Origin of the sequence: uncultured Roseibium sp. (genome assembly GCF_947496995.1) — a bacterium.
Taxonomy (GTDB): Bacteria; Pseudomonadota; Alphaproteobacteria; order Rhizobiales; family Stappiaceae; genus Roseibium.
Genome location: NZ_CANMFD010000001.1, coordinates 479,172 through 498,431, shown reverse-complemented (window position 1 = coordinate 498,431; position 19,260 = coordinate 479,172). Strand labels below are relative to the sequence as shown.

Here is a 19,260-nt window from a genome sequence, read left to right as displayed (position 1 = left end):
CTTGAGACCACAAGTTCTTTAGGAACGACCAAGGAATATCGGCAGGGCGCCTGTTTTGGCGGCCTGTGACGAGACCGGATTTTCCGTCTCCCGCCCCGCCGGCCCGCTTGATGAAGCGGAAGGATCACGCGGAAACCGCGATCCCGGGAGATCGACAGTCCGGAGTGCAACACCAACCCGCCGGCGGTGCGCCTGAAGGCGCCCAGGAGAATAAATGTCTGATTACAATCCCTCAACCGAGGATTTTTCCGCTCTTCTCGAAGAGTCCTTCGTCCACAATGACCTTTACGAAGGCGCCGTGGTCAAAGGCACCGTTGTTGCCATCGAAAAAGACCTGGCCGTCATCGACGTCGGCCTGAAAGTTGAAGGCCGTGTGCCGCTGAAGGAATTCGGCGCCAAGGGCCGCGACGGCGAAATGGCTGTGGGCGACGAAGTTGAAGTTTACCTGGAGCGCGTCGAGAACGCTCTTGGCGAAGCTGTCCTGTCGCGCGAAAAAGCACGCCGCGAGGAAAGCTGGGTTCGTCTCGAAGTCGCTTTCGAAGCAAACGAAAAAGTCAACGGACAGATCTTCAACCAGGTCAAGGGCGGCTTCACCGTCGATCTGGACGGCGCCGTGGCCTTCCTGCCGCGTTCGCAGGTCGATATCCGTCCGGTGCGCGACGTCACGCCTCTGATGCACACCCCGCAGCCGTTCCAGATCCTGAAAATGGACAAGCGTCGCGGCAACATCGTTGTGTCCCGCCGTGTCGTTCTGGAAGAAACCCGTGCCGAACAGCGTTCGGAGCTGGTCCAGAGCCTCGAGGAAGGTCACACCGTGGAAGGTGTGGTCAAGAACATCACCGATTACGGTGCGTTCGTCGACCTCGGCGGCATCGATGGACTGTTGCACGTCACCGACATCGCGTGGCGCCGCATCAACCATCCGTCGGAAGTTCTCAGCATCGGCCAGACGGTCAAGGTGCAGATCATCCGCGTCAACCAGGAAACGCATCGTATCAGCCTGGGCATGAAGCAGCTCGAAACCGATCCGTGGGACGGTATCGAAGCCAAATACCCGGTCGACACACGTTTCACCGGCCGCGTGACCAACATCACCGACTACGGCGCATTCGTCGAGCTGGAGCCGGGCATCGAAGGCCTGATCCACGTTTCGGAAATGTCCTGGACCAAGAAGAACGTCCATCCGGGCAAGATCGTTTCCACCTCCCAGGAAGTGGAAGTTGTCATCCTGGAAGTCGATCCGGTCAAGCGCCGCATCTCGCTCGGTCTCAAGCAGACCCTGCAGAATCCTTGGGATGCGTTTGCCGAGCAGTTCCCGGTCAACACGGAAGTCGAAGGCGAAGTCAAGAACAAGACCGAATTCGGCCTGTTCATCGGCCTCGAAGGCGACGTGGACGGCATGGTTCACCTGTCCGATCTCGACTGGAACCGTCCGGGCGAGCAGGTCATCGAAGAGTTCAAGAAGGGCGACATGGTCAAGGCCGTCGTTCTGGATGTGGATGTCGACAAGGAGCGTATCTCGCTCGGCATCAAGCAGCTCTCCGGCGATCCGATGGAATCCGGTGCGGCCGGCGAAATTCGCAAGAATGTCGTCGTCACCTGTGAGGTCATCGAGGTCAAGGACAGCGGTCTGGAAGTCAAGATCGCAGACAGCGACCTGACTGCCTTCGTCCGTCGTGCCGATCTGTCCCGCGATCGCGAAGAACAGCGTCCGGAGAAATACTCCGTTGGCGACAAGTTCGACGCCCGCATCACACAGTTCGACAAGAAGACCCGCAAGGTGACCGCGTCCATCAAGGCGCTGGAAATCGCCGAAGAGAAGCAGGCCGTCGCACAGTACGGATCTTCCGACAGCGGCGCCTCCCTTGGCGACATCCTCGGTGCTGCCCTGAAGCAGCAGTCCGACGACTAAGATTTCCGATTTACGACAATTCGGAAAACACGAAAGCCCGGCGGAAACGCCGGGCTTTTTGTTGGCCGGCATCCTGTGCCCCGCTCTTTACATTTCATCATGCTCCGTTAGGCTGAAGACTTGCGACGAGCACCCGCCAGATGCATGCGGCCTCAAAACTCACCTCCCAGACAGAATTGCGATAAGCACCATGAGCGAAGCCAAGAGCGGCGATACGGTTCGTCTTCACTACAAGGGCACCCTGGATGACGGCTCCGTCTTCGACAGTTCCGAAGGCCGGGACCCGCTGGAATTCACGGTCGGCACCGGCCAGATCATTCCCGGCCTCGAGCGCGCCATTCCCGGAATGAAGGTCGGCGACGAGAAAACCGTGAAGGTCGAGGCCGCCGAGGCCTACGGACCGCTGAACCCGGATGCCCGCCAGGCGGTGCCGCGGGCGAACATGCCGGAAAATGTCGAGATCACCGTCGGACTTCAGCTCCAGGCGCAGACCGAAACGGGCCAGATGATGACCGTCACGGTCGTCGAAGTTTCCGAAGACGAAGTCGTTCTGGACGCCAATCATCCGCTGGCCGGCAAGGACCTGACCTTCGAAATCCAGCTCACCTCGATCAACTGACGACCTGCCCCGCAGGTACTGCGGGGCTCGGTCCACCGGCAACCGTCAGGCCGTCGTTTCCGACGCAGCGCTGCGAAAATCCGCAGCGCGGACGGCAAGGACAAGAGTATCCTGCGTTCAACGGAATGCAGGATACTTTCCACGTCCGATGTCAGTCCATTGCGGCAACTCGTCTTTTCAAGTCTGGCGGCTCACCGCACCCTCCGGCCGATGTCCCTGCAATGCGCACCTGCCTGTCCTTTGAGGGGGCCAAGATGCCGGCTGTGGCCTGATGGCTGCGGATGCACACAGGGGGTCACACGGATCCATTGCAAATTTTCTCCATAAAGTTGCCTGAAACACCCGCAAACTGATGTAAATCTCAGAAGGCGATTGCAATTCCCGTGAGGGTCACCCTATTTAGGTTGCTGGTTTTGATACGATTTGTCCGGAGACACCGCATTCATGTCCGTTGATATCGACGCGCTCGTAGACAGACGGCGCCTCAGACGCAAAGTGACGTTCTGGCGGGTGGCGACATTCATCGTGATCGCCGCGGTGCTTGTCGGCGGTCTGCTGTACGTCTCGGGCGTTGCCGAATTCTCCAAGCGCAAGGCCCATATCGCGCGGATCGCGGTCGAAGGGGTCATTATCGAAGACCGCAAGACCCTCAAGATGATCGAGAAGATCGGCAAGTCGGAAGCGGTCAAGGGCGTGGTGGTCTCGATCAATTCTCCCGGTGGCAGCACGACGGGCGGCGAAGCGCTGTATCAGGCGCTGCGCGAACTGGCGGAGAAAAAACCGGTGGTTGCGGAAATCCGCACGATCGGGACATCCGCCGGTTACATGGTCGCGATCGCAGCCGACCATATCGTCGCACGCTACAACACGATCACCGGCTCGATCGGCGTTCTGTTCCAGTTCGGCAATGTCCAGAAGCTGCTGGAGACGGTCGGCATTGAGATGGATGCCGTCAAGAGCGCGCCCCTCAAGGCGGAACCGGACTTCTATTCTCCGGCGACACCGGAAGCGCGCGCCATGCTGGAAACACTGGTGATGGATTCCTACGACTGGTTCGTCGGCCTTGTCGCCGAGCGCCGCAAACTGGCGCCTGCCAAGGCACGGGACCTTGCAAACGGACGTATCCTGACCGGTCATGAAGCGCTGGGTGAAAAGCTCATCGACGCCATCGGCGGCGAGGACAAGGCCATCGCCTGGCTGGAAACGGAAAAGGGCGTCGCGGAGGATCTTCCGGTCGTCACCTGGACGACGCGGGAAAATCTGGAGGAGCTTCCATTCTCCTCCCGTGTGTCGCGAGAATTCGGAAAAGGGATCGGTTCAGCCCTGCTGAATCCCATTAATGACGCTAAGGGGCTGATTCCACGGGGGCTTACGCTTGACGGACTGGTATCCGTTTGGCAGGCTTCCGACGCGGCAGACAATAAACGTTAAGCGAGGGGGCTCTTCATGATCAAATCTGAGCTTGTTCAGCATATCGCCGAACAGAATCCGCATCTCTATCAGCGGGACGTTGAGAATATCGTCAACGCGATCTTGGATGAGGTCACCGAGGCCCTGATGCGGGGAGACCGCGTCGAGTTGCGCGGGTTCGGCGCATTCAGCGTCAAGAACCGGCCCGCACGTGTCGGTCGCAATCCCCGCACCGGTCAGAAGGTGGAAGTGGATGAGAAATTCGTCCCCTTCTTCAAGACCGGCAAGGAAATGCGCTTGCGGCTGAACGGTGGCGTAGATCACGGCGACGAATGATTGCAGACATTGCGCGCGATGCTTCGATGCCCTGTTCGAATTTGAAATTTGATATGACAACACCCGGGAGACCCCAGTGACCCGTTTCGTCAAGAACGTGATATTGTTCGCAATCGCGGTTGTTCTGGTTCCTCTTTCGGTTGCCAACCGGCACACCGTGTCCCTGTCGCTCAACCCGTTTGATCCCACGGATCCCCGGCTGACCCTGACCGACATTCCGTTGTTCTGGGTGATTTTCGCCAGCCTTGGCATTGGCGTGATCGTCGGCGGGCTGGGCGCCTGGGCCAAACAGGGTCGCTGGCGCAAGGAAGCGCGCGTCAAACGCCGCGAAGCCGAAAAGTGGCACAAGGAAGCCGACCAGCTTCGCGAGATGGCGCCCTCCGTACAGCCGGTTTCCGGCGTGAAGGGCCTGACTGGACCGGATAATCGTTCAGCGGCCTGAGCCGCCGGTCCGTTCGGAACTCGTTACCGATAGATTTTCCAGACCATGGCTGGCGAAAGACCGTCTGCCGGCAGCGTTTAACGGCGCTTGCCCGGCGCGGCATATATCGACCGATGCCCCACGCATGCCGTCAGAACCTTTGTCCGCCGTCGAACGTTCAATTTTAAGAGAAGACCGGCTCCAGACTCTGGAACTCCGCCACTGCGGTTCCCATATTGCATTGCGGCAGGGGGAGTTTTACGGAAGCGGACATTTCACAATGTCTTCCAGAGGCCATCCGGGGGTTCAATCGACCTCCGCGGCTCCGTTTCCCCGACTGTCGTATTGCAAAGGAGCTTGAGATGTTCACCACACTTGCCTACTCGGCAAGCCTTCCGGCGATTGCGCTCGGACTGATCTACTATGTTTCAGCCTGTTCGGGCCTTATCTACTGATACATCCTGCGTTCGCGTGAACGCGGGATGTTCTGCACTTGAAGACCGGCAATCCATTCCGCCTTCACAAGGAAAGATCTGAAAGCGGATTGGACTATTGCGCCACGTCGACCGGAGTCATCCATCCCTGAACGGCGCCGCCGGAATCCTTGAGGATGGCGATCCGGCCGATGCCGGGCACATCGAAAGGCGGCCGGATGACCTCGCCGCCATGGGCGGCTGCCAGTTCCAGGCGTTCATCGATATTGTCTACGGCGATATAGGACATCCAGTGTTCCGGTACGCCTTCGAACTGCGGCCCGCTCATCGGGAAGATGCCGGCGACCGGCCTTTCGCCCAGGTTGGCGAGAATATAGAAATCCTCCTCCATCGGCATTTCAGAGAATGCCCATCCCAGGGTGTTGCCATAGAACTCCCTGGCTTTCCGCGTGTCGCGGGTCATCAGCTCATTCCAGTAAAATGTTCCGTGTTCTGCCATGTCATGTCTCCTCCCCGTCACCATTCATGGGCCTGGGACGCGGGATTAACCTAACAAGGACGGCACGAAAAATCGATGGCATTCAGCCGGCGAGACGCGGGTGGCTAGTGCATGCCGCGTTAAATTGAATTCGGAATTTCGCCCGAACGCATTTGAATGCGATACGCTCCAAAGCAGGTCAGGAGTTGGATTTGTCGCGGTAGCCCGGCAAGGTCCAGCCGAATTCGATCGCGCCGCCGCGCAGCACAAGGGCCAGAGAGGCCGCCACGGCGGCCGATACGGCTGGCGGCAGCCCCAGATGCAACAGCACAACAAAGCCGCCTGCTCCGGCGAATGCGGCGCTCACGTAGATCTCAGGCTTGACGATCGTGGAAGGTTCACCGGCAATCGTGTCGCGCAGAATTCCACCGAAGGTGGCTGTCGCGACGCCCATGAGGACCGCGACCAGCACCGTATCGCCCACTGTCATCGCCTTTGCGGCCCCCATCACGCAATAGGCGGAGACGCCGATGGCATCGGCCCAGCGCAGGGGCTTGTGCAGGCGTTCGACCCAGTGGGCGAAAAACCACAGAAAGATGCTGACGACCAGACAGACCAGCAGGTACACCTCGTTCTCTACCCAGAACACCGGCACGCCGAGTAGCAGGTCGCGCAGGGTGCCGCCACCGATGCCGGTCAGGGTCGCGAAGAACAGCAGGGCGATGAAGTCGAGCTGCTTGCGCGATGCGACGATGCCGCCGGTGATGGCAAAGACAGCGACCCCGACATAATCCAGCACTTGTAGCAGCATCTTGTCGCCTCGTTTCCCGGACCGCGCCCTGTTGGCCGCAACCGCCCAATATTTCTGTACCGAGCGCGGCCTGCCCCACACCTGACGTCTCGCCACGTTCCGTATTCGGGAGATCGCGGGAAAGGAAGGGATTATCCGAAGTTCTGTTTCTTACCGGCAAACCCGGTAAACACAAAACCGCTCCCACCTTGCGGCAGGAGCGGCTTTTTATTCGATAGTCAACTCCCGGCGCGGGTTCAGGCGCTCTTGTCGACCGTCTGTCCAGCTTCCGCGTCGGAGGTCGGTGCAGCTTCCTTCGGTCCACCCTTGGAAACGCCGACCATGGCCGGGCGCAGGACCCTGTCGCCGATCACGTAGCCGGCCTGGACGACCTGCACCACCGTGTTGTTCGGCACTTCGGTGTTGGGAACCTCGAACATGGCCTGATGGAAATTCGGGTCGAATTTCTGGCCTTCGGGCTCAAGCTTCTTCACGCCGTTCTTTTCAAGCTGATTGAGCAGATCGCGTTCGATCATCTCGACGCCCTCGATCAGGGCGGCGACACCGGCATCGGCGTTCTTGCGGTCGTCTTCCGGAAGGGCTTCCAGAGCGCGGCGCAGATTGTCGGAAACGTTCAGCATGTCGCGCGCGAAGCCGGAGACGGAATACTGGCGTGCGTCCTTGATTTCCTTTTCGGTACGCCGGCGGAGATTTTCCATATCCGCCATCGTCCGCAATGCACGATCCTTCAGGTCTGCGTTCTCTGCTTTCAGAACTTCGATCGGATCCACTCCGGTTTCTTCGGCGGTTTCGGGCTGTGCAGCCGGTGCGTCGGCTTCCGGGTTTGCCTCGACCGGCTGTTCTTCCGGGGTTTTGTTTTCGTCGCTCATGAATGTTCCGTTTTGGCTCAGACTGTTTGCGGATGCTTATAAAGCCGGTTGCCGGTTTTTCAAAGAGGATCGGCGGATAGGCTGTCGCTTATCCGCCGGATGCACTCATATGTTCGGCAGCCGGGAAGCCGCGGAGAAAAATGCCTAGAGGGCGCTCTTGATCCAGTCGGAGAGCTTGCCCTTCGGCGCAGCACCAACCTGCGTCGCCATCGGCTCGCCATCCTTGAACAGGATCAGCATCGGAATCGAACGGACGCCGTATTTCATGGCCATGTCCTGATTCTCGTCGATGTTGAGCTTGGTGATCTTCACCTGCTCGCCCATTTCTTCAGAAATTTCTTCCAGGGCCGGTGCAATCATCTTACACGGTCCGCACCATTCCGCCCAGAAGTCGACCACGACCGGGCCGTCGGATTTGAGAACTTCCGTTTCAAAGGAAGCATCGGTGACTTGCGTTGTTGCCATAACAAGATCTCGTGATTGTATGCGTCACGCCTACCCGATGTAAGCGCATCTGTTGGCCAGAACGTAGGTAGCGATTGCCCCGCCGTCAAGCTGCTGTGCCATCCGGACGCAGCGCTGCGAAGGTTTCTTCGAGGATCTCTTCGGGAATTTCCATCAGCACGGGTCCGGCGGTCCACAGCAGATAGGCGCAAACCCTGCGGTCAGGGTAAATCTGCTTCAGCATCTGCCGGTAAACACAAAGCTGTGCGCGGTATTCCAGCGGAACCGCCGCAACGGTTTCCGGCGGGTGAAAGTTGGTCTTGTAATCCACAATCGAGACCCGGTCCGCCTCGACGAGCAGCCGGTCGATCTGGCCGGAAATCTCTATCTCCGTTCCATCGTTTGCACGAATCGTCCCGACGAGCGGTACTTCCGCCCGCGCCGGGGCGGCAAAGAGCGGCCTGAACGCCTCCTCATCGAGTATGGCCCCGACCTCGGCCAGCAGGCGCTCCCGATAACGTTCAAACTCGGGCTTCAGCGCCTGCTGCAGATAGGCACCGGCAGCGGCAAGGCGGTCCGCCTCGGCAATCTCCGGGAGCAGCTCCAGCAGGCGGTGAACGAGGCGGCCGCGCTCCAGCGGCCAGGACGCCGGGTCCCGACGGGCCTGAAGACGGGAGAGAGCCGGCACCGGTTCCAGCCCCTCCTTTTCCTCCATGGCCTCGAAGGCGCGCGAAGGCTGCAGGCGTTTTTTCTTCGGCAGCGGGCGGACAGGGTCGGACAGCCAGGACGGCAGCGGCGGTTCCGCGACCTGTGCGGCGGTGCCGTCCGGCCGGTTTTCGGCGGGCGCGGCGTCCTGCGGTTCACTGGAGCCTTGCTGCCAGCGCCAGCCAATGACATTGCCGGTGCTGTCCTTCAACTCCCGGGCTTCGGGCTTCAGCGCCCGTTCGACCATCGAATACCAGCAGCTTTCATGCGCACCGCGTTTCGGCTCCCAGCCGCAGACGATCAGCCGGTCCTCGGCCCGGGTCAGCGCGACATACAAAAGGCGGCGGTATTCCTCTTCCTGGGTCTGGCGAAGCCCCTGAACGGCCTCGTCGTGCCAGGGCGTGCGGTCGATCCTGGGCGGCAGCCAGACCAGCGCCGGAGGCAGGAGATCGTTTTCCAGCCGCAGGCGGGGCAGAAAGGACGGGTCGTGGATCGCACTGACGGGAGGCGCTCCGGGATCGACCAGGATGACGATCTTCGCCTCCAGGCCCTTGGAGCCGTGAACGGTCATGATCCGCACCATGCCCTTGGTGCTGGTCAGCTCACGCTTGATTTCCGTCGGCGCGGCGGCCATCCAGGCAAGAAAACCCTCAAGGCCCGGCGTGCCGCTCTGCTCATAGGCGATCGTCAGCGCCAGGAATTCGTCGAGCACGTCATCGACCTCGACGCCCAGCCTTGCGCGAAACGCCCTGCGGCCGCCATCGGCGCCGATCAGCCGGGCATAGAATTCATAAGGCGGGACGAAGTCGGCGCGTGCGCGCCACTCTTCCAGTTTTTCCCGCACCGCCTGCCATTTCCCGGATCCTTCCGAGCGTTTGACCAGCATCTGCCAGAGCGTTCCGGGGCGGATCTTTTCGGGTGTCTCTCGGGCAATCTCAAGCAGATCGTCGTCCGTCAGGTCGAACAGCGGGCTCTTGAGAACACTGGCCAGCGAGAGGTCGTCCTCCGGCAGGAGCAGGAACCTTCCGAGAGCCGCCAGATCCTGAACCGCGATATGTTCGGTCAGCACCAGCCGGTCACTGCCCGCCGCCGGAATATCGAGCTGCTTGAGTTCCCGGTTGAGCGCATCGACGAACGGTCCGCGTTTGCGCACCAGGATCATCACCTCACCGGGTTCCGCCGTCCCGTCGCGCATCCAGCCGGCGATTTCGGAGGCAATGCGCCTTGCGACCTTCAGCATCGGACTTCCCGAGCCGACATGATCGACCGGCTGACGCCAGTCTTCCGGCTCCACGACCTCGGCCTCCGTCTCCAGCGGCCAGAGGTCGACTATGCCGGGGTCCCGGCGGATCGCCTCGTGAACCGGTGGCGTAATCTCCTTGGAAAGGCCCTTATGAGCGCTTTCGTCCCGGAATACCGTGTCGACGGCACCGAGCACATCCGGCGTGGAGCGGAAGGAGAGCTGCAGATTGACGGAATGGAACTCCTGCCCGGCGGACACCGCCTGCTGCGAAAACTCCCGGCGCATGGCATCGAAATAGGCCGGCACCGCGCCCTGGAAGGAATAGATCGACTGTTTCTCGTCACCGACGGCAAACAGCGTTCGCGTTCTTTCATGCGCCCCGGCACCGGCGAAAAATTCCGCGGCAAGGGACTGAACCACTTCCCACTGGCGCGGGCTGGTGTCCTGGGCCTCGTCGACGAGAATGTGATCAAGGCCCTGGTCGAGCTTGTACTGCACCCAGAGCGCCGCGTCGGACTTCCTCAGGAGAGTTGCCGTCTTGACCACGAGATCCTCGAAATCGAGATAGCCCCTGGCCGTCTTGGCGCTCTCGTAATGGCGGATGACGGCATCGGCCAGCCGCAGCAGGGCAACGGTGCCTTCATAGGTCACGACGTTGCGCCGCTCATCCAGAAGCGCAAGCAAGCGGGCCTGCTCATTGACAAGCGCCTCGACCATATCGGGGTAGGCCGCGGCCACCTTCTTGGTGGCGAGCGACTGGCGCGGCTCCAGCTTTGCCGTCAGGAAGATCTGCAGCCAGGCTTCGCGGAACGCTACCGGATCGTGCAGCCGTTCGGCGGTGACAAGCGCGTCTGCCCGGCCCTGATCCGTTTTGCCGCCACTCTTCAGAGCCTCTCCATAGCTGAGGCAGACAGACCGGTCGAAAGGACATTCGCCCTTGAACCGCCGGTCGAACGTCTCCAGCCGGATGGAGGGGTCGATTTCAAGCAGGCCGGCCAGTTCTGACAGCGCGGTCTGCAGGTCTCCCGCATCGACCGTCCAGCGGCGGAAGGCGTCGCGGTTCTGGATGAGTTCGTCCAGCGCCTTCTGGGCGCCACCGTCGCTCATCAGGTCGATGACCGTCGCAAGCGCATGGCCGAAAGCACTGTCCGGTTCCGTCTCTGCCTTGTGCAGCACGCTGGCGCGGGCCGCGGCCATGAACTCGGCGGCGACCCTGTCGTCCAAGACGGAAAAATGCCCGGCGACATTGGCCTCGAGAGGGAACTGATGCAGCAGGGCTTCGCAGAACCCGTGGATGGTCTGGATCTTCAGTCCGCCCGGCGTTTCCAGCGCCCTGGCGAACAGCCGCCGCGCCAGGGCGAGGCGTCCGGCATTCGGCCTGCGGCCCTCGATCTCTTCAAGCTCCGCCGCCAGCGCCGCGTCTTCCATCGTCACCCAGGTGCCGAGAATGCGGAAAACGCGGGTGGCCATTTCGGCGGCGGCCGCCTTGGTGAAGGTCAGAGCCAGGATCCGTGCCGGATCCGTCCCATCGAGCAGCAGGCGCACCACGCGGCGAGACAGGACAAAGGTCTTGCCCGATCCGGCGTTGGCGCTCACCCAGGCAGACGCGCGCGGGCGGGAGGCAAGATCCTGCCGCTCTTTTGTCAGCTTCGGGATTTCAATTCCGCTCATGCCGGATCTTCCTCCGACCCCAAAGCCCATTCCTGGGTGCGGGCGAGATGATCGTAGTCCCCGCTCAGCTGCCGCTCGCGCATCACACGGGCGCGGGAGAGATAACCCGTATCCTCCTTGGCATAATGCGCGATCAGCTGCTCCAGCCGAGTCCAGGAATCCTCGACCAGATCCTCAAGGGGCGTTTCCTTCGGATTGCGCAGCGCTTCGATGACCGGCTCCGTTCCGCCTTTCAGCTGCAGATAAAGCAGTTCGCGAATTTCCGCGTCCGCGGGCACGTCCTTGAACCCAGATCGTTTGATCAGCGCCGCTTCCAGCAGCAATTGCGGTGACAGCAGGGCTTCGACCTGTTTCTGGGACGGCACCTGGCCGGTCTTGTAGTCGATCACCGCCAGGCCGCCGCTGTCCATCAGGTCGATCCGGTCTGCCCGGCCGCGCAGACGGAATTCGAAACCGGGCAGTTTCATGTCGACACCGCCGCCGATTTCCAGGAACCGCCTGTCGACGCGCTTCGCCCGCTCGGCCTCGTAGGCGACGAAGCCGGCGGCAATCCTCTGGAAGCGCGGCCACCACAGCGCCCGGATCGCCGGGAAGGCGTCCAGCGGTTCGAAGAACCTCTCGCCTATCCCGGTCAGCGCAGCAACAGCAGTGTCGTCGAACGGGCCTGTCCACGTCATCAGGAATTCGGCCAGAGCGTCGTGAATGAGGTTGCCCTTGTCGGCGGCACCCGGCTCGCCGCCGATGGGATCGACCGGCTGCACCTCCAGGACATGACGCGCGAAGATGGCATAGGGATCCCGGATCAGGCGCTCGATTTCGGTGATCGACAAGGTCTTCGGCCGAGCCGCCAGCGGCGGTAGCGGATTGGGCCGGGCCGCCGGTCTGACCGGGCCGTCGGGGCGGTCCAGCAGGGCCGCGAACCGCGTGTAACGCGCGCCCTTGTGTTCCATCTCCTCCGTGACCGCCGGACCCGCCAGCGTGGTCAGTCTTTGCAGCCAGCGCGAGGCAACGGTCGGGGCGCCATCGGCCCGGGCGGCGCGTGTCAGCATGACCCGCGCGGCGCCCATGCCCTGCGCGAAGTCATGCGCCGACGCGCCCAGCCTGCGTTCGGGTGGCTCCAGCCCCATGCCCCGTTTCATCGGCCGGTTGAGCCAGGGGTCGTTGCGGGTCCGCTGCGGCCAGATGCCCTCGTTCAGGCCGCCAAGAACAACGAAATCGAAAGACTGCAGCCGCGCTTCCATGGGACCGAGGATCTTCACCCTGGGATCGCCCGGCAGCTTGCGGCGCACAGCCTGACCGGACATCAGGGCCGGAAGAACGGACGGCCATTCGCCGGGCGGGATTTCCAGCCCGCTGGCTTCGGCTTCCAGAAGACCGGTGAGGAACTGGGCCAATGCCTCTCCGGCTTCACCGGCGAAAAGTTCGTCGACCGATCCGGTCTCATCCACTGCAACCGCCTGAAGCACGTCCACATGGCGACGGGCAAGCTCGATGATGGAGACGGGTTCCGCCAGTTCGGAGAGCTCTTCAAGCGGCGTCAGGGCAGAGGAGAGGCGGTCCACCAGATCGGCGATCACATCCCAGTCTCCCTCGTGGATCTTTTTCCAGCGCGGCACATGGGCTTCGCCTGCCGAGGCGCGGCTGGCTTCGATCGCAGCCTTCAATCCATGTGTTCCAGAGCGAGCACGCGGTCCGCGAATGACCCCGCGTTCGAGGGCGCGTGCGGCGGAGCGGATCTCCCGGATCGGCAGGCCGAGCCTGGCAAGCGGATGTTTGAGGAGCGCCAGCAGGTCTATGGGATCACAGCCGCTGAGCGCCAGTTTCGCGGCCAGAAGGGCGAGGATCGCCGGTGCGGTCTGGTCAAGCGGGCGGCCCGCACTGTCATCCACCTGGATGTTCCAGCGGGCGAGTTCCGCCGCCACACGGCGCGTCAGCATCCGGTCGGGCGAGATCAGCGCGGCCGTTTCGCCGCGTTCGATGGTTTCCCGCAAGGCAATGGCGACACCCAGAGCCTCATCCGCCTCGTTGCGGGCGGTCATGATCGCGACGCCTTGCAAGGCTTCCGCTCTCTGCTCCTGCGATGTCGTGTCGAGAAACGCGGTCCAGCTGTCGGACGTGTCCGCCGGCCGCAGGGCTTCGGAGACGAGTTCCTCGCGCAGGACAAGATCGGCAGCCGGTTCCGGCCCAAGCGTCGCCACCTCGGCTCGGGCGACATGGAGGCGGTCGAGAAGCTGCTTCAGGGAATATTGCGGATGCGAGGGGAGAGAGGCTTCGCCGCTTTGGAACAGCGGCCCTGCCGCCGGTGCCCTGCGTGCGCCCAGGGCAGCCCAGGCCCGATCGTCCAGATGCCGGTCGAGACCCGGAAGCACGATGACACCCTGCGCAAGGCCGGCGACAACTTTCAGAAGCTCCGACGTCGCCGGGACCGATCCGGTCACGCCCGCCACGATGACCGGCCCGGACGGCGCACTTGCGGACAGACGCGTGGCTTCACGCCGGATAAGGGCGGAGCGGCGCGCCTTCGGATCCATCTGCTTCAGCTCGGCCAGATGCGCGGGCCAGGCCTCCTGGACGATCTTGAGGAAGTCCAGAGTGATCTGCCAGTAGCGGGCATGGTCTTCCGGAACGAGCCCGGCCAGTTCGGACCAGTCAGCCTCTTCCGTCTCGACCTCGTCCATCAGGGTGAGCAGATCGCCGGCGAGCCAGGCGGCATCGGCTGTCGAGGCCGGCACGCCGAGAGGTTCGTCGGAGCGAAGGCTCAGCGCCTCCCGGCGCAGCATGCCCTTCCAGGCCTTTACCAGCCGGGTCATCGCCAGATGGCGTTCCAGCAGCGGCATCGCGGGCGGCAGGGCTTCCAGATCCGGCTCGTTCGTCAGGCTCTGAGCGTCTTCATCAGCGTCGCCGACAGGCCGGATGGCAGGCAACAGCACCGGCCGGCCGCCGAATTTTTCCTGAAAGAGTTCAGGCAGCAGGCGGGCGGCGCGGCGTGTCGGCAGATAAAGCGTTGCAGTGGACAGCAACATGGGATCATCGAGGGGACGAAAGCCCGGGACGAGGGTTCCGTCCACAAGCGTGTCGACAAGCGTCTTGAGAAACGGAACGGCGGGAGAGACGGTAAAGAGACGCGGCCGTTCATCCATCCTCAGGCAGCACTTTCCCGCACGGCGTATTCAGCGGCGCGGATGGCATCGGGCGTGCCGATATGGAGCCAGAGCCCTTCCATCTCCACACCAAACAGCCGTCCGGCCTCAATCGCCTTGTCGAACAGCAGGTTCATGGAGAACGGGCCGTCCGGCGCGCCCTCGAACAGGCGCGGATGCAGGATCGCCGCCCCCGCATAGGCAAAGGGGGTCACGCCTTTTTCCTGCCGCCGGGTCAAGGATCCATCCCTGGCAAGATCGAAATCGCCCTTGCCGAAATAGCCGACCGACTTCACGGTTTCGGCGATCAGAAGCAAGGCGTCCATCCGGGTCCCGTCCCAGGCGTCGATCATGTGTTCGAGGTTGGGTTTGACGCCCTCCACCCAGTAACAGGTGTCGGCATTGAGCTGGAAGAACGGCTCGCCTCCGAGATGCGGCAGAGCTTTGCGGATACCGCCGCCGGTCTCAAGCAACCGGTCACGCTCGTCGGAAATGACGATCTCCATGTCCTGGCGGCGGCGGGCATGCACCTCCACCAGATCGGCAAGATAATGCACGTTGACGACGCATTTCTCCACACCCGCCGCGGCGAGCCTGTCCATGCCGTGGTCCATCAGGGCCTGGCCATTGACCTCGATCAGCGGCTTGGGGGTCGTCGCTGTCAACGGACGCATGCGCTTGCCGAGGCCGGCGGCCATGATCATTGCGTTTTTCGGGCGATAGCGCGTGTCTGTCATGATGTCACTCGGTTGATTGCAAACGACCCTGTTCGCCCCTCTTGTAACAGGGAGAAGCTCAGGGACGGTAACGGTCGTACCAGTCTTTCAAATCCGACATGCCGGGTCTGTCAAGCACCCGGTCGAGGTAACTTTGCATGCGCGGCAGATGACCCAGATAGATCGGCTTGTGATCGCGCCGCGCCAGCCTGACGAAAATCCCGAGGATCTTTGAAATCCTCTGCGCGGCCATGATCGCATAGGCCCTTGAAAATCCTGCCTTGTCGAACCCGGAGACCTGGTTTTCCTTTGCCCTGACATAGGCATCCAGAAGCGCGGTTTCCAGTTCCGGAGCGATATCCACCCTGGCGTCGAATGTCAGGGACGCCAAATCATAGGCCACCGGCCCGATGACCGTGTCCTGAAAATCGATCAGGCCGATACGATCGGTTCCGCTCGCCTCCTGCTGCCAGAGCAGATTGGGTGAATGAAAATCGCGTAGCACCCAGCCCCGTTGCGCGTCCGCCAAACCGTCCAGCGTAGCTCGCCAAAGCGCCTCAAATTCCGCGCGGACACCTTCGTCCACCGGGTCTCCGGTCGTCTCCGGCACAAACCAGTCGAGAAACAGGGAGGCTTCGGTGACAAGGGCTTCGGCCGAATAGTCCGGGACTTCGTAGATTGTCCCCTCGCCCAGGTCGACAGCCTGAGGCCAGGCAATGCCGTGCATCCGGGCCAGAACATCGACCGCCGCGTGATAGCGTTCCGGAACGGGGGTTCCGTTTCCGACGATCGTCTCGCTCCCCAGATATTCGGACAGCACGAGGCCGTTCTCCGTGTCGGCCGCATGGATCGCGGGCGCCAGGAAACCGTGTCGGCGCAACTCGCCGCCGATGGCGATAACGGAGCGGCAATCCTGCGCCAGATGGACCTTTTGCATGTAGGCCCGGACCGTTCCGGAGACGCTGCCGCTCTGGAACGGCCAGCGCATCAGAACCGCCGTCTCGCCGCCGGCTTCGACTTTCTCGAAGGTTCGCAGGGAAGCGTCGCCGGCCAGAAAGTGCCGGTCCGCGCCCTGAAACTTCGTCTGTTCCAGAAAGGCGCGGATGTCCCGCGTGAACTCTATCCTTTGCCGCCATTGCGGTGACACGGAACTGAAGCTGAAGGTGCGCGCATCGCTGTCTTCGTCCAGCTGCCCGATCCGGATCCACAGCGCGTCTTCAGGCAGAAGACCGCCCGCCATTTCCGGCCACTCGATCAGGGCCGCGCCGGTCTGGAGCAGATCGTCAAGGCCCAGCTCGTCCAGTTCCTCAGGGTCCTCCAGACGGTAGAGATCGAAGTGGGACAGGTCGAACCGGTCGAAGGCGTAGGTCTGAACCAGAGTGAATGTCGGGCTTGGAACTTCCAGTTCCGGATCACCGGCGAAGGAACGCAGCAAGGCGCGGGTGAAGGTCGATTTTCCGGCCCCCAGATCGCCGGACAGGCAGACGACGTCTCCGGCTTTCAGAACCAGCGCAAGGTCGTTGGCGAGCTGCCGTGTCGCAGCTTCGTCCGGGATTTCCATCGTGAGGAAGGAAGCGGGCAACTGCTTCGGGTCGCGGTCTGCCATTTACTCAGCGGCGGCCTGATCCGACAATTCGGGCCGTGCGGGGAAAACGCAGGACACCGTGGTGCCCTCACCTTCGGCGGAGGCGATATCGACGGTGCCGCCGTGCAGTTCCACGAAGCTCTTGACGATCGCCAAGCCGAGGCCGGCGCCCTGACGGCGGGCTCCGGTGTCATGGCCGACGAAGCGGTTGAACACCTGGGTCAGGATTTCAGCCGGAATGCCGTAGCCGTGATCCTTGACGACGAAGGTGACGGAATCGTCTTCCCGGCTGCAGCTGACATCGACGACGCCGTCGGGTTCCGAATAGCGCACCGCGTTGGAAATCAGGTTGAACAGCACCTGGCGCAGACGTTTTTCGTCCGCGACCATCATGCCGATATCTTCGGGAACCTGGGTGCGCAGATTGATCCGGGCTTCCGCGATCCGGTCTTTCAGGCCCTCGACGGCGGCGGAGACGGTCGAGGCCACGTCGACTTCGCCAAGGTCCAGTTCCATGATGCCGGCATCAAGCGTCGCCAGATCCAGAATGTCGTTGATGATGGCCAGCAAAGCAGAGGAAGAGGACTGGATGTATTCGGCGTATTCACCCTGCTTTTCGGACAGATCGCCGAATTTCGGATCGGACAGAAGCTGGGCGAAGCCGATGATATTGGTCAGAGGCGAACGCAATTCATAGGATACATGCTGGATGAAGGCGTTCTTGATCTGGTCGGCCTGTTCCAGCGCGTCATTCTTCTCAAGCAGCGCGCGTTCCACATTCACGCTGTCGGTGACATCGACGAAGGTCACCAGCGTGCCGCCATCGGGCAGAGGTACGGTCGCATAGTCGAGCACGTCGCCGTTGTGACGCTCCAGACGGCTGACCTTCTGTGTGCGGTTGTCGAGAAGACCGGTAACATTGCCGGCAAGCTGCTCCCAGGCAGCTTCCTCGGTCGCGTTCAAGGTGCACGCCGAGACCACTTCCTTGACATGCGGCAATTCTGAGAGCTGGTCTTCCTGCAGGTCCCAGATACGGCCGAATGCCGGGTTCCACAGGCGCAGGCGGCCGTCGGAACCGAACACGGCGACAGCTTCGGACAGATTGTCGAGGGTTTCGCCCTGCACACGGGTCAGCGCATTGTAGCGGCTTTCCAGATCGAGCTGTTCGGTGACGTTTTCATAGATATAGGTGACGCCGCCCTGCGGATGCGGGTTGGCGATGACGCGCAGGGTCCGCCCGTCCGGCAGGTGCCACCAGCTTTCCCTTGCTTCCAGCGACTGGTAGCTCTCCAGCATCTTGTTGCGCCAGACGCGGTAGTCCGCCTGTTCGGGAATCTTGCGCGTGGCGCGCAAGGCGTCGAGAACGGCCCCGTCCTCCGGATGACCTTCCAGAAACGCCGGATCGAGATCCCAGAGCTGGCGGAAAGCGGCATTATAGAACTGCAGCTTGCGGTCATTGCCGTAGATGGCGACGGCGGCCGCGAGCTGATCCAGGGTGCGGCCATGGAACTCTTCCGCGCGGCCAAGTTCCTTGCGCGCCTGTTCCAGCTCACTGATATCAACGGCAATGCCGGCGCCGCCGACATTCGCGTTGACATCGGTCACCTCGAACACCCGGCGCTCGCCGGAGGCAACAATCGGAATACGGGCGTTGAAACAGCCGTCTTCGGTCCTCTGGACGGCCATCGCTGTTCGGGCGGCCGCATCCAGGAAGGTCGCGCCCTGTTTCACGGCTGTGCCAGCATCCGGCATCTCGACCGCTTCGGCATAGGCGTCATTCGCCCAGATGAGGTTGCCTTCCGCGTCCCGCTGCCAGGCCGGCGCGGGCATCGCATCCAGAAGCGCGTGCAGCATATGCAGCTCGCCGGAGATCTTGGCGTTGCGTGCGGCCAGTTCCGCCTGCATCTGCCGTTCGCCGGTCAGGTCGCGCATGCGCAAAACGACGGCGCCGCCGGTGGTGCGGCCCAGCGCCTCGACATAGCTGCCGGTGCGGGTCTTCAAGGTGGTGGTGAAAGCTTCGCCGGAGCGGAAAAGCATGTCCAGGTAGCGTTCCAGATCGCTCGCGCATTTGGCCGTCAGCCAGCTGCCGAAAGCCAGAAGCTGTACCGGCGGACGCGGAACACCAGATTTCTCCGGCAGGACGCCCCAGATCTGCGGCATGGCGCCGTTGCCGGTCCACACGATCACGCGCTGCTCGTCGGTATTGAGCATGGCCTCCAGGCGGTCCACCCGGAATTTCAGATCGCCCTTTTCCTTTTGCAGCGTTTCGATCAGGACGGCGGACTGTTTGCGGTGCCGGACAAGGGCTGTCGCGGCGGTCACGGCAAAGGCGCACATTCCGCCGAGCGCACCAAAAAGAATCATGCTATCAGGATTTATTGCCGCGATCGTATCGGCGAGCATATCGGCGGAAGCCGGAGCGGAAGACAGCCCGAAGCACGCAATTGCGCCTCCGCCTGCTTTCAG

General features: G+C 62.1%; 14 protein-coding genes. 5 read left to right on the top strand and 9 right to left on the bottom strand.

Annotated elements, in window-relative coordinates; genetic code table 11:
* Positions 1-214 precede the first annotated feature (214 nt).
* The 5 genes from rpsA (at position 215) to Q1B40_RS02205 (ending at position 4,719) form a co-directional block, all read left to right on the top strand.
* Positions 215-1,912 carry a 30S ribosomal protein S1 gene (rpsA, locus tag Q1B40_RS02225; RefSeq protein ID WP_299809335.1) on the top strand — a complete coding sequence of 566 codons (1,698 nt, stop codon included), beginning with the start codon at positions 215-217 and terminating at the stop codon, positions 1,910-1,912.
* 190 nt (positions 1,913-2,102) lie between these two features.
* On the top strand, positions 2,103-2,531 hold the full coding sequence (locus tag Q1B40_RS02220; RefSeq protein ID WP_299809332.1) for a peptidylprolyl isomerase: 429 nt from the start codon (positions 2,103-2,105) through the stop codon (positions 2,529-2,531).
* Between the two features lie 444 nt (positions 2,532-2,975).
* Positions 2,976-3,962 carry a signal peptide peptidase SppA gene (sppA, locus tag Q1B40_RS02215; RefSeq protein WP_299809330.1) on the top strand — a complete coding sequence of 329 codons (987 nt, stop codon included), beginning with the start codon at positions 2,976-2,978 and terminating at the stop codon, positions 3,960-3,962.
* A 15-nt stretch (positions 3,963-3,977) separates the two neighbouring features.
* Entirely contained in the window at positions 3,978-4,277 is a 300-nt protein-coding gene (gene ihfB / locus Q1B40_RS02210; RefSeq protein ID WP_068409172.1) for an integration host factor subunit beta, read from the top strand.
* A gap of 76 nt (positions 4,278-4,353) precedes the next feature.
* Entirely contained in the window at positions 4,354-4,719 is a 366-nt protein-coding gene (locus tag Q1B40_RS02205) for a lipopolysaccharide assembly protein LapA domain-containing protein (RefSeq protein ID WP_299809326.1), read from the top strand.
* Positions 4,720-5,247: 528 nt separating this feature from the next.
* On the opposite strand, the gene Q1B40_RS02200 is transcribed toward Q1B40_RS02205, so the two are convergent.
* From Q1B40_RS02200 to Q1B40_RS02160, 9 genes are all read right to left on the bottom strand, one after another.
* Positions 5,248-5,631 (bottom strand): VOC family protein, encoded by a 384-nt coding sequence (locus tag Q1B40_RS02200; RefSeq protein ID WP_299809323.1) that lies wholly within the window; start codon positions 5,629-5,631, stop codon positions 5,248-5,250.
* Between the two features lie 178 nt (positions 5,632-5,809).
* Positions 5,810-6,421 carry a trimeric intracellular cation channel family protein gene (locus Q1B40_RS02195; protein ID WP_299809320.1) on the bottom strand — a complete coding sequence of 204 codons (612 nt, stop codon included), beginning with the start codon at positions 6,419-6,421 and terminating at the stop codon, positions 5,810-5,812.
* Between the two features lie 236 nt (positions 6,422-6,657).
* Positions 6,658-7,290 (bottom strand): nucleotide exchange factor GrpE, encoded by a 633-nt coding sequence (gene grpE / locus Q1B40_RS02190; protein ID WP_299809318.1) that lies wholly within the window; start codon positions 7,288-7,290, stop codon positions 6,658-6,660.
* A 144-nt stretch (positions 7,291-7,434) separates the two neighbouring features.
* The gene (trxA, locus tag Q1B40_RS02185; protein WP_299809316.1) at positions 7,435-7,755 is read right to left on the bottom strand and encodes a thioredoxin; all 321 of its coding nucleotides are present in this window, start codon (positions 7,753-7,755) and stop codon (positions 7,435-7,437) included.
* Positions 7,756-7,840: 85 nt separating this feature from the next.
* Entirely contained in the window at positions 7,841-11,353 is a 3,513-nt protein-coding gene (gene addA / locus Q1B40_RS02180) for a double-strand break repair helicase AddA (RefSeq protein ID WP_299809314.1), read from the bottom strand.
* Positions 11,350-14,493, bottom strand: coding sequence for a double-strand break repair protein AddB (gene addB, locus Q1B40_RS02175; RefSeq protein WP_299809311.1), 3,144 nt, complete (start codon positions 14,491-14,493; stop codon positions 11,350-11,352). Before addB ends, addA begins: the two co-directional genes overlap by 4 nt.
* Positions 14,494-14,495: 2 nt before the next feature.
* The gene (locus tag Q1B40_RS02170; RefSeq protein ID WP_299809308.1) at positions 14,496-15,230 is read right to left on the bottom strand and encodes a nucleotidyltransferase family protein; all 735 of its coding nucleotides are present in this window, start codon (positions 15,228-15,230) and stop codon (positions 14,496-14,498) included.
* 58 nt (positions 15,231-15,288) lie between these two features.
* Positions 15,289-16,815 (bottom strand): tRNA (adenosine(37)-N6)-threonylcarbamoyltransferase complex ATPase subunit type 1 TsaE, encoded by a 1,527-nt coding sequence (gene tsaE, locus Q1B40_RS02165; protein ID WP_299809305.1) that lies wholly within the window; start codon positions 16,813-16,815, stop codon positions 15,289-15,291.
* Positions 16,816-19,158, bottom strand: coding sequence for a PAS domain-containing sensor histidine kinase (locus tag Q1B40_RS02160; RefSeq protein ID WP_299809301.1), 2,343 nt, complete (start codon positions 19,156-19,158; stop codon positions 16,816-16,818).
* Positions 19,159-19,260: the final 102 nt, after the last annotated feature.

What these genes read in the sequence shown, in the direction of transcription:
- trxA (WP_299809316.1), bottom strand. Translation starts at nt 7,755, where the DNA reads ATGGCAACAACGCAAGTCACCGATGCTTCCTTTGAAACGGAAGTTCTC.
- Q1B40_RS02160 (WP_299809301.1), bottom strand. Translation starts at nt 19,158, where the DNA reads ATGATTCTTTTTGGTGCGCTCGGCGGAATGTGCGCCTTTGCCGTGACC.
- Q1B40_RS02200 (WP_299809323.1), bottom strand. Translation starts at nt 5,631, where the DNA reads ATGGCAGAACACGGAACATTTTACTGGAATGAGCTGATGACCCGCGAC.
- Q1B40_RS02195 (WP_299809320.1), bottom strand. Translation starts at nt 6,421, where the DNA reads ATGCTGCTACAAGTGCTGGATTATGTCGGGGTCGCTGTCTTTGCCATC.
- sppA (WP_299809330.1), top strand. Translation starts at nt 2,976, where the DNA reads ATGTCCGTTGATATCGACGCGCTCGTAGACAGACGGCGCCTCAGACGC.
- grpE (WP_299809318.1), bottom strand. Translation starts at nt 7,290, where the DNA reads ATGAGCGACGAAAACAAAACCCCGGAAGAACAGCCGGTCGAGGCAAAC.
- addB (WP_299809311.1), bottom strand. Translation starts at nt 14,493, where the DNA reads ATGGATGAACGGCCGCGTCTCTTTACCGTCTCTCCCGCCGTTCCGTTT.
- rpsA (WP_299809335.1), top strand. Translation starts at nt 215, where the DNA reads ATGTCTGATTACAATCCCTCAACCGAGGATTTTTCCGCTCTTCTCGAA.
- addA (WP_299809314.1), bottom strand. Translation starts at nt 11,353, where the DNA reads ATGAGCGGAATTGAAATCCCGAAGCTGACAAAAGAGCGGCAGGATCTT.
- tsaE (WP_299809305.1), bottom strand. Translation starts at nt 16,815, where the DNA reads ATGGCAGACCGCGACCCGAAGCAGTTGCCCGCTTCCTTCCTCACGATG.
- Q1B40_RS02170 (WP_299809308.1), bottom strand. Translation starts at nt 15,230, where the DNA reads ATGACAGACACGCGCTATCGCCCGAAAAACGCAATGATCATGGCCGCC.
- Q1B40_RS02220 (WP_299809332.1), top strand. Translation starts at nt 2,103, where the DNA reads ATGAGCGAAGCCAAGAGCGGCGATACGGTTCGTCTTCACTACAAGGGC.
- ihfB (WP_068409172.1), top strand. Translation starts at nt 3,978, where the DNA reads ATGATCAAATCTGAGCTTGTTCAGCATATCGCCGAACAGAATCCGCAT.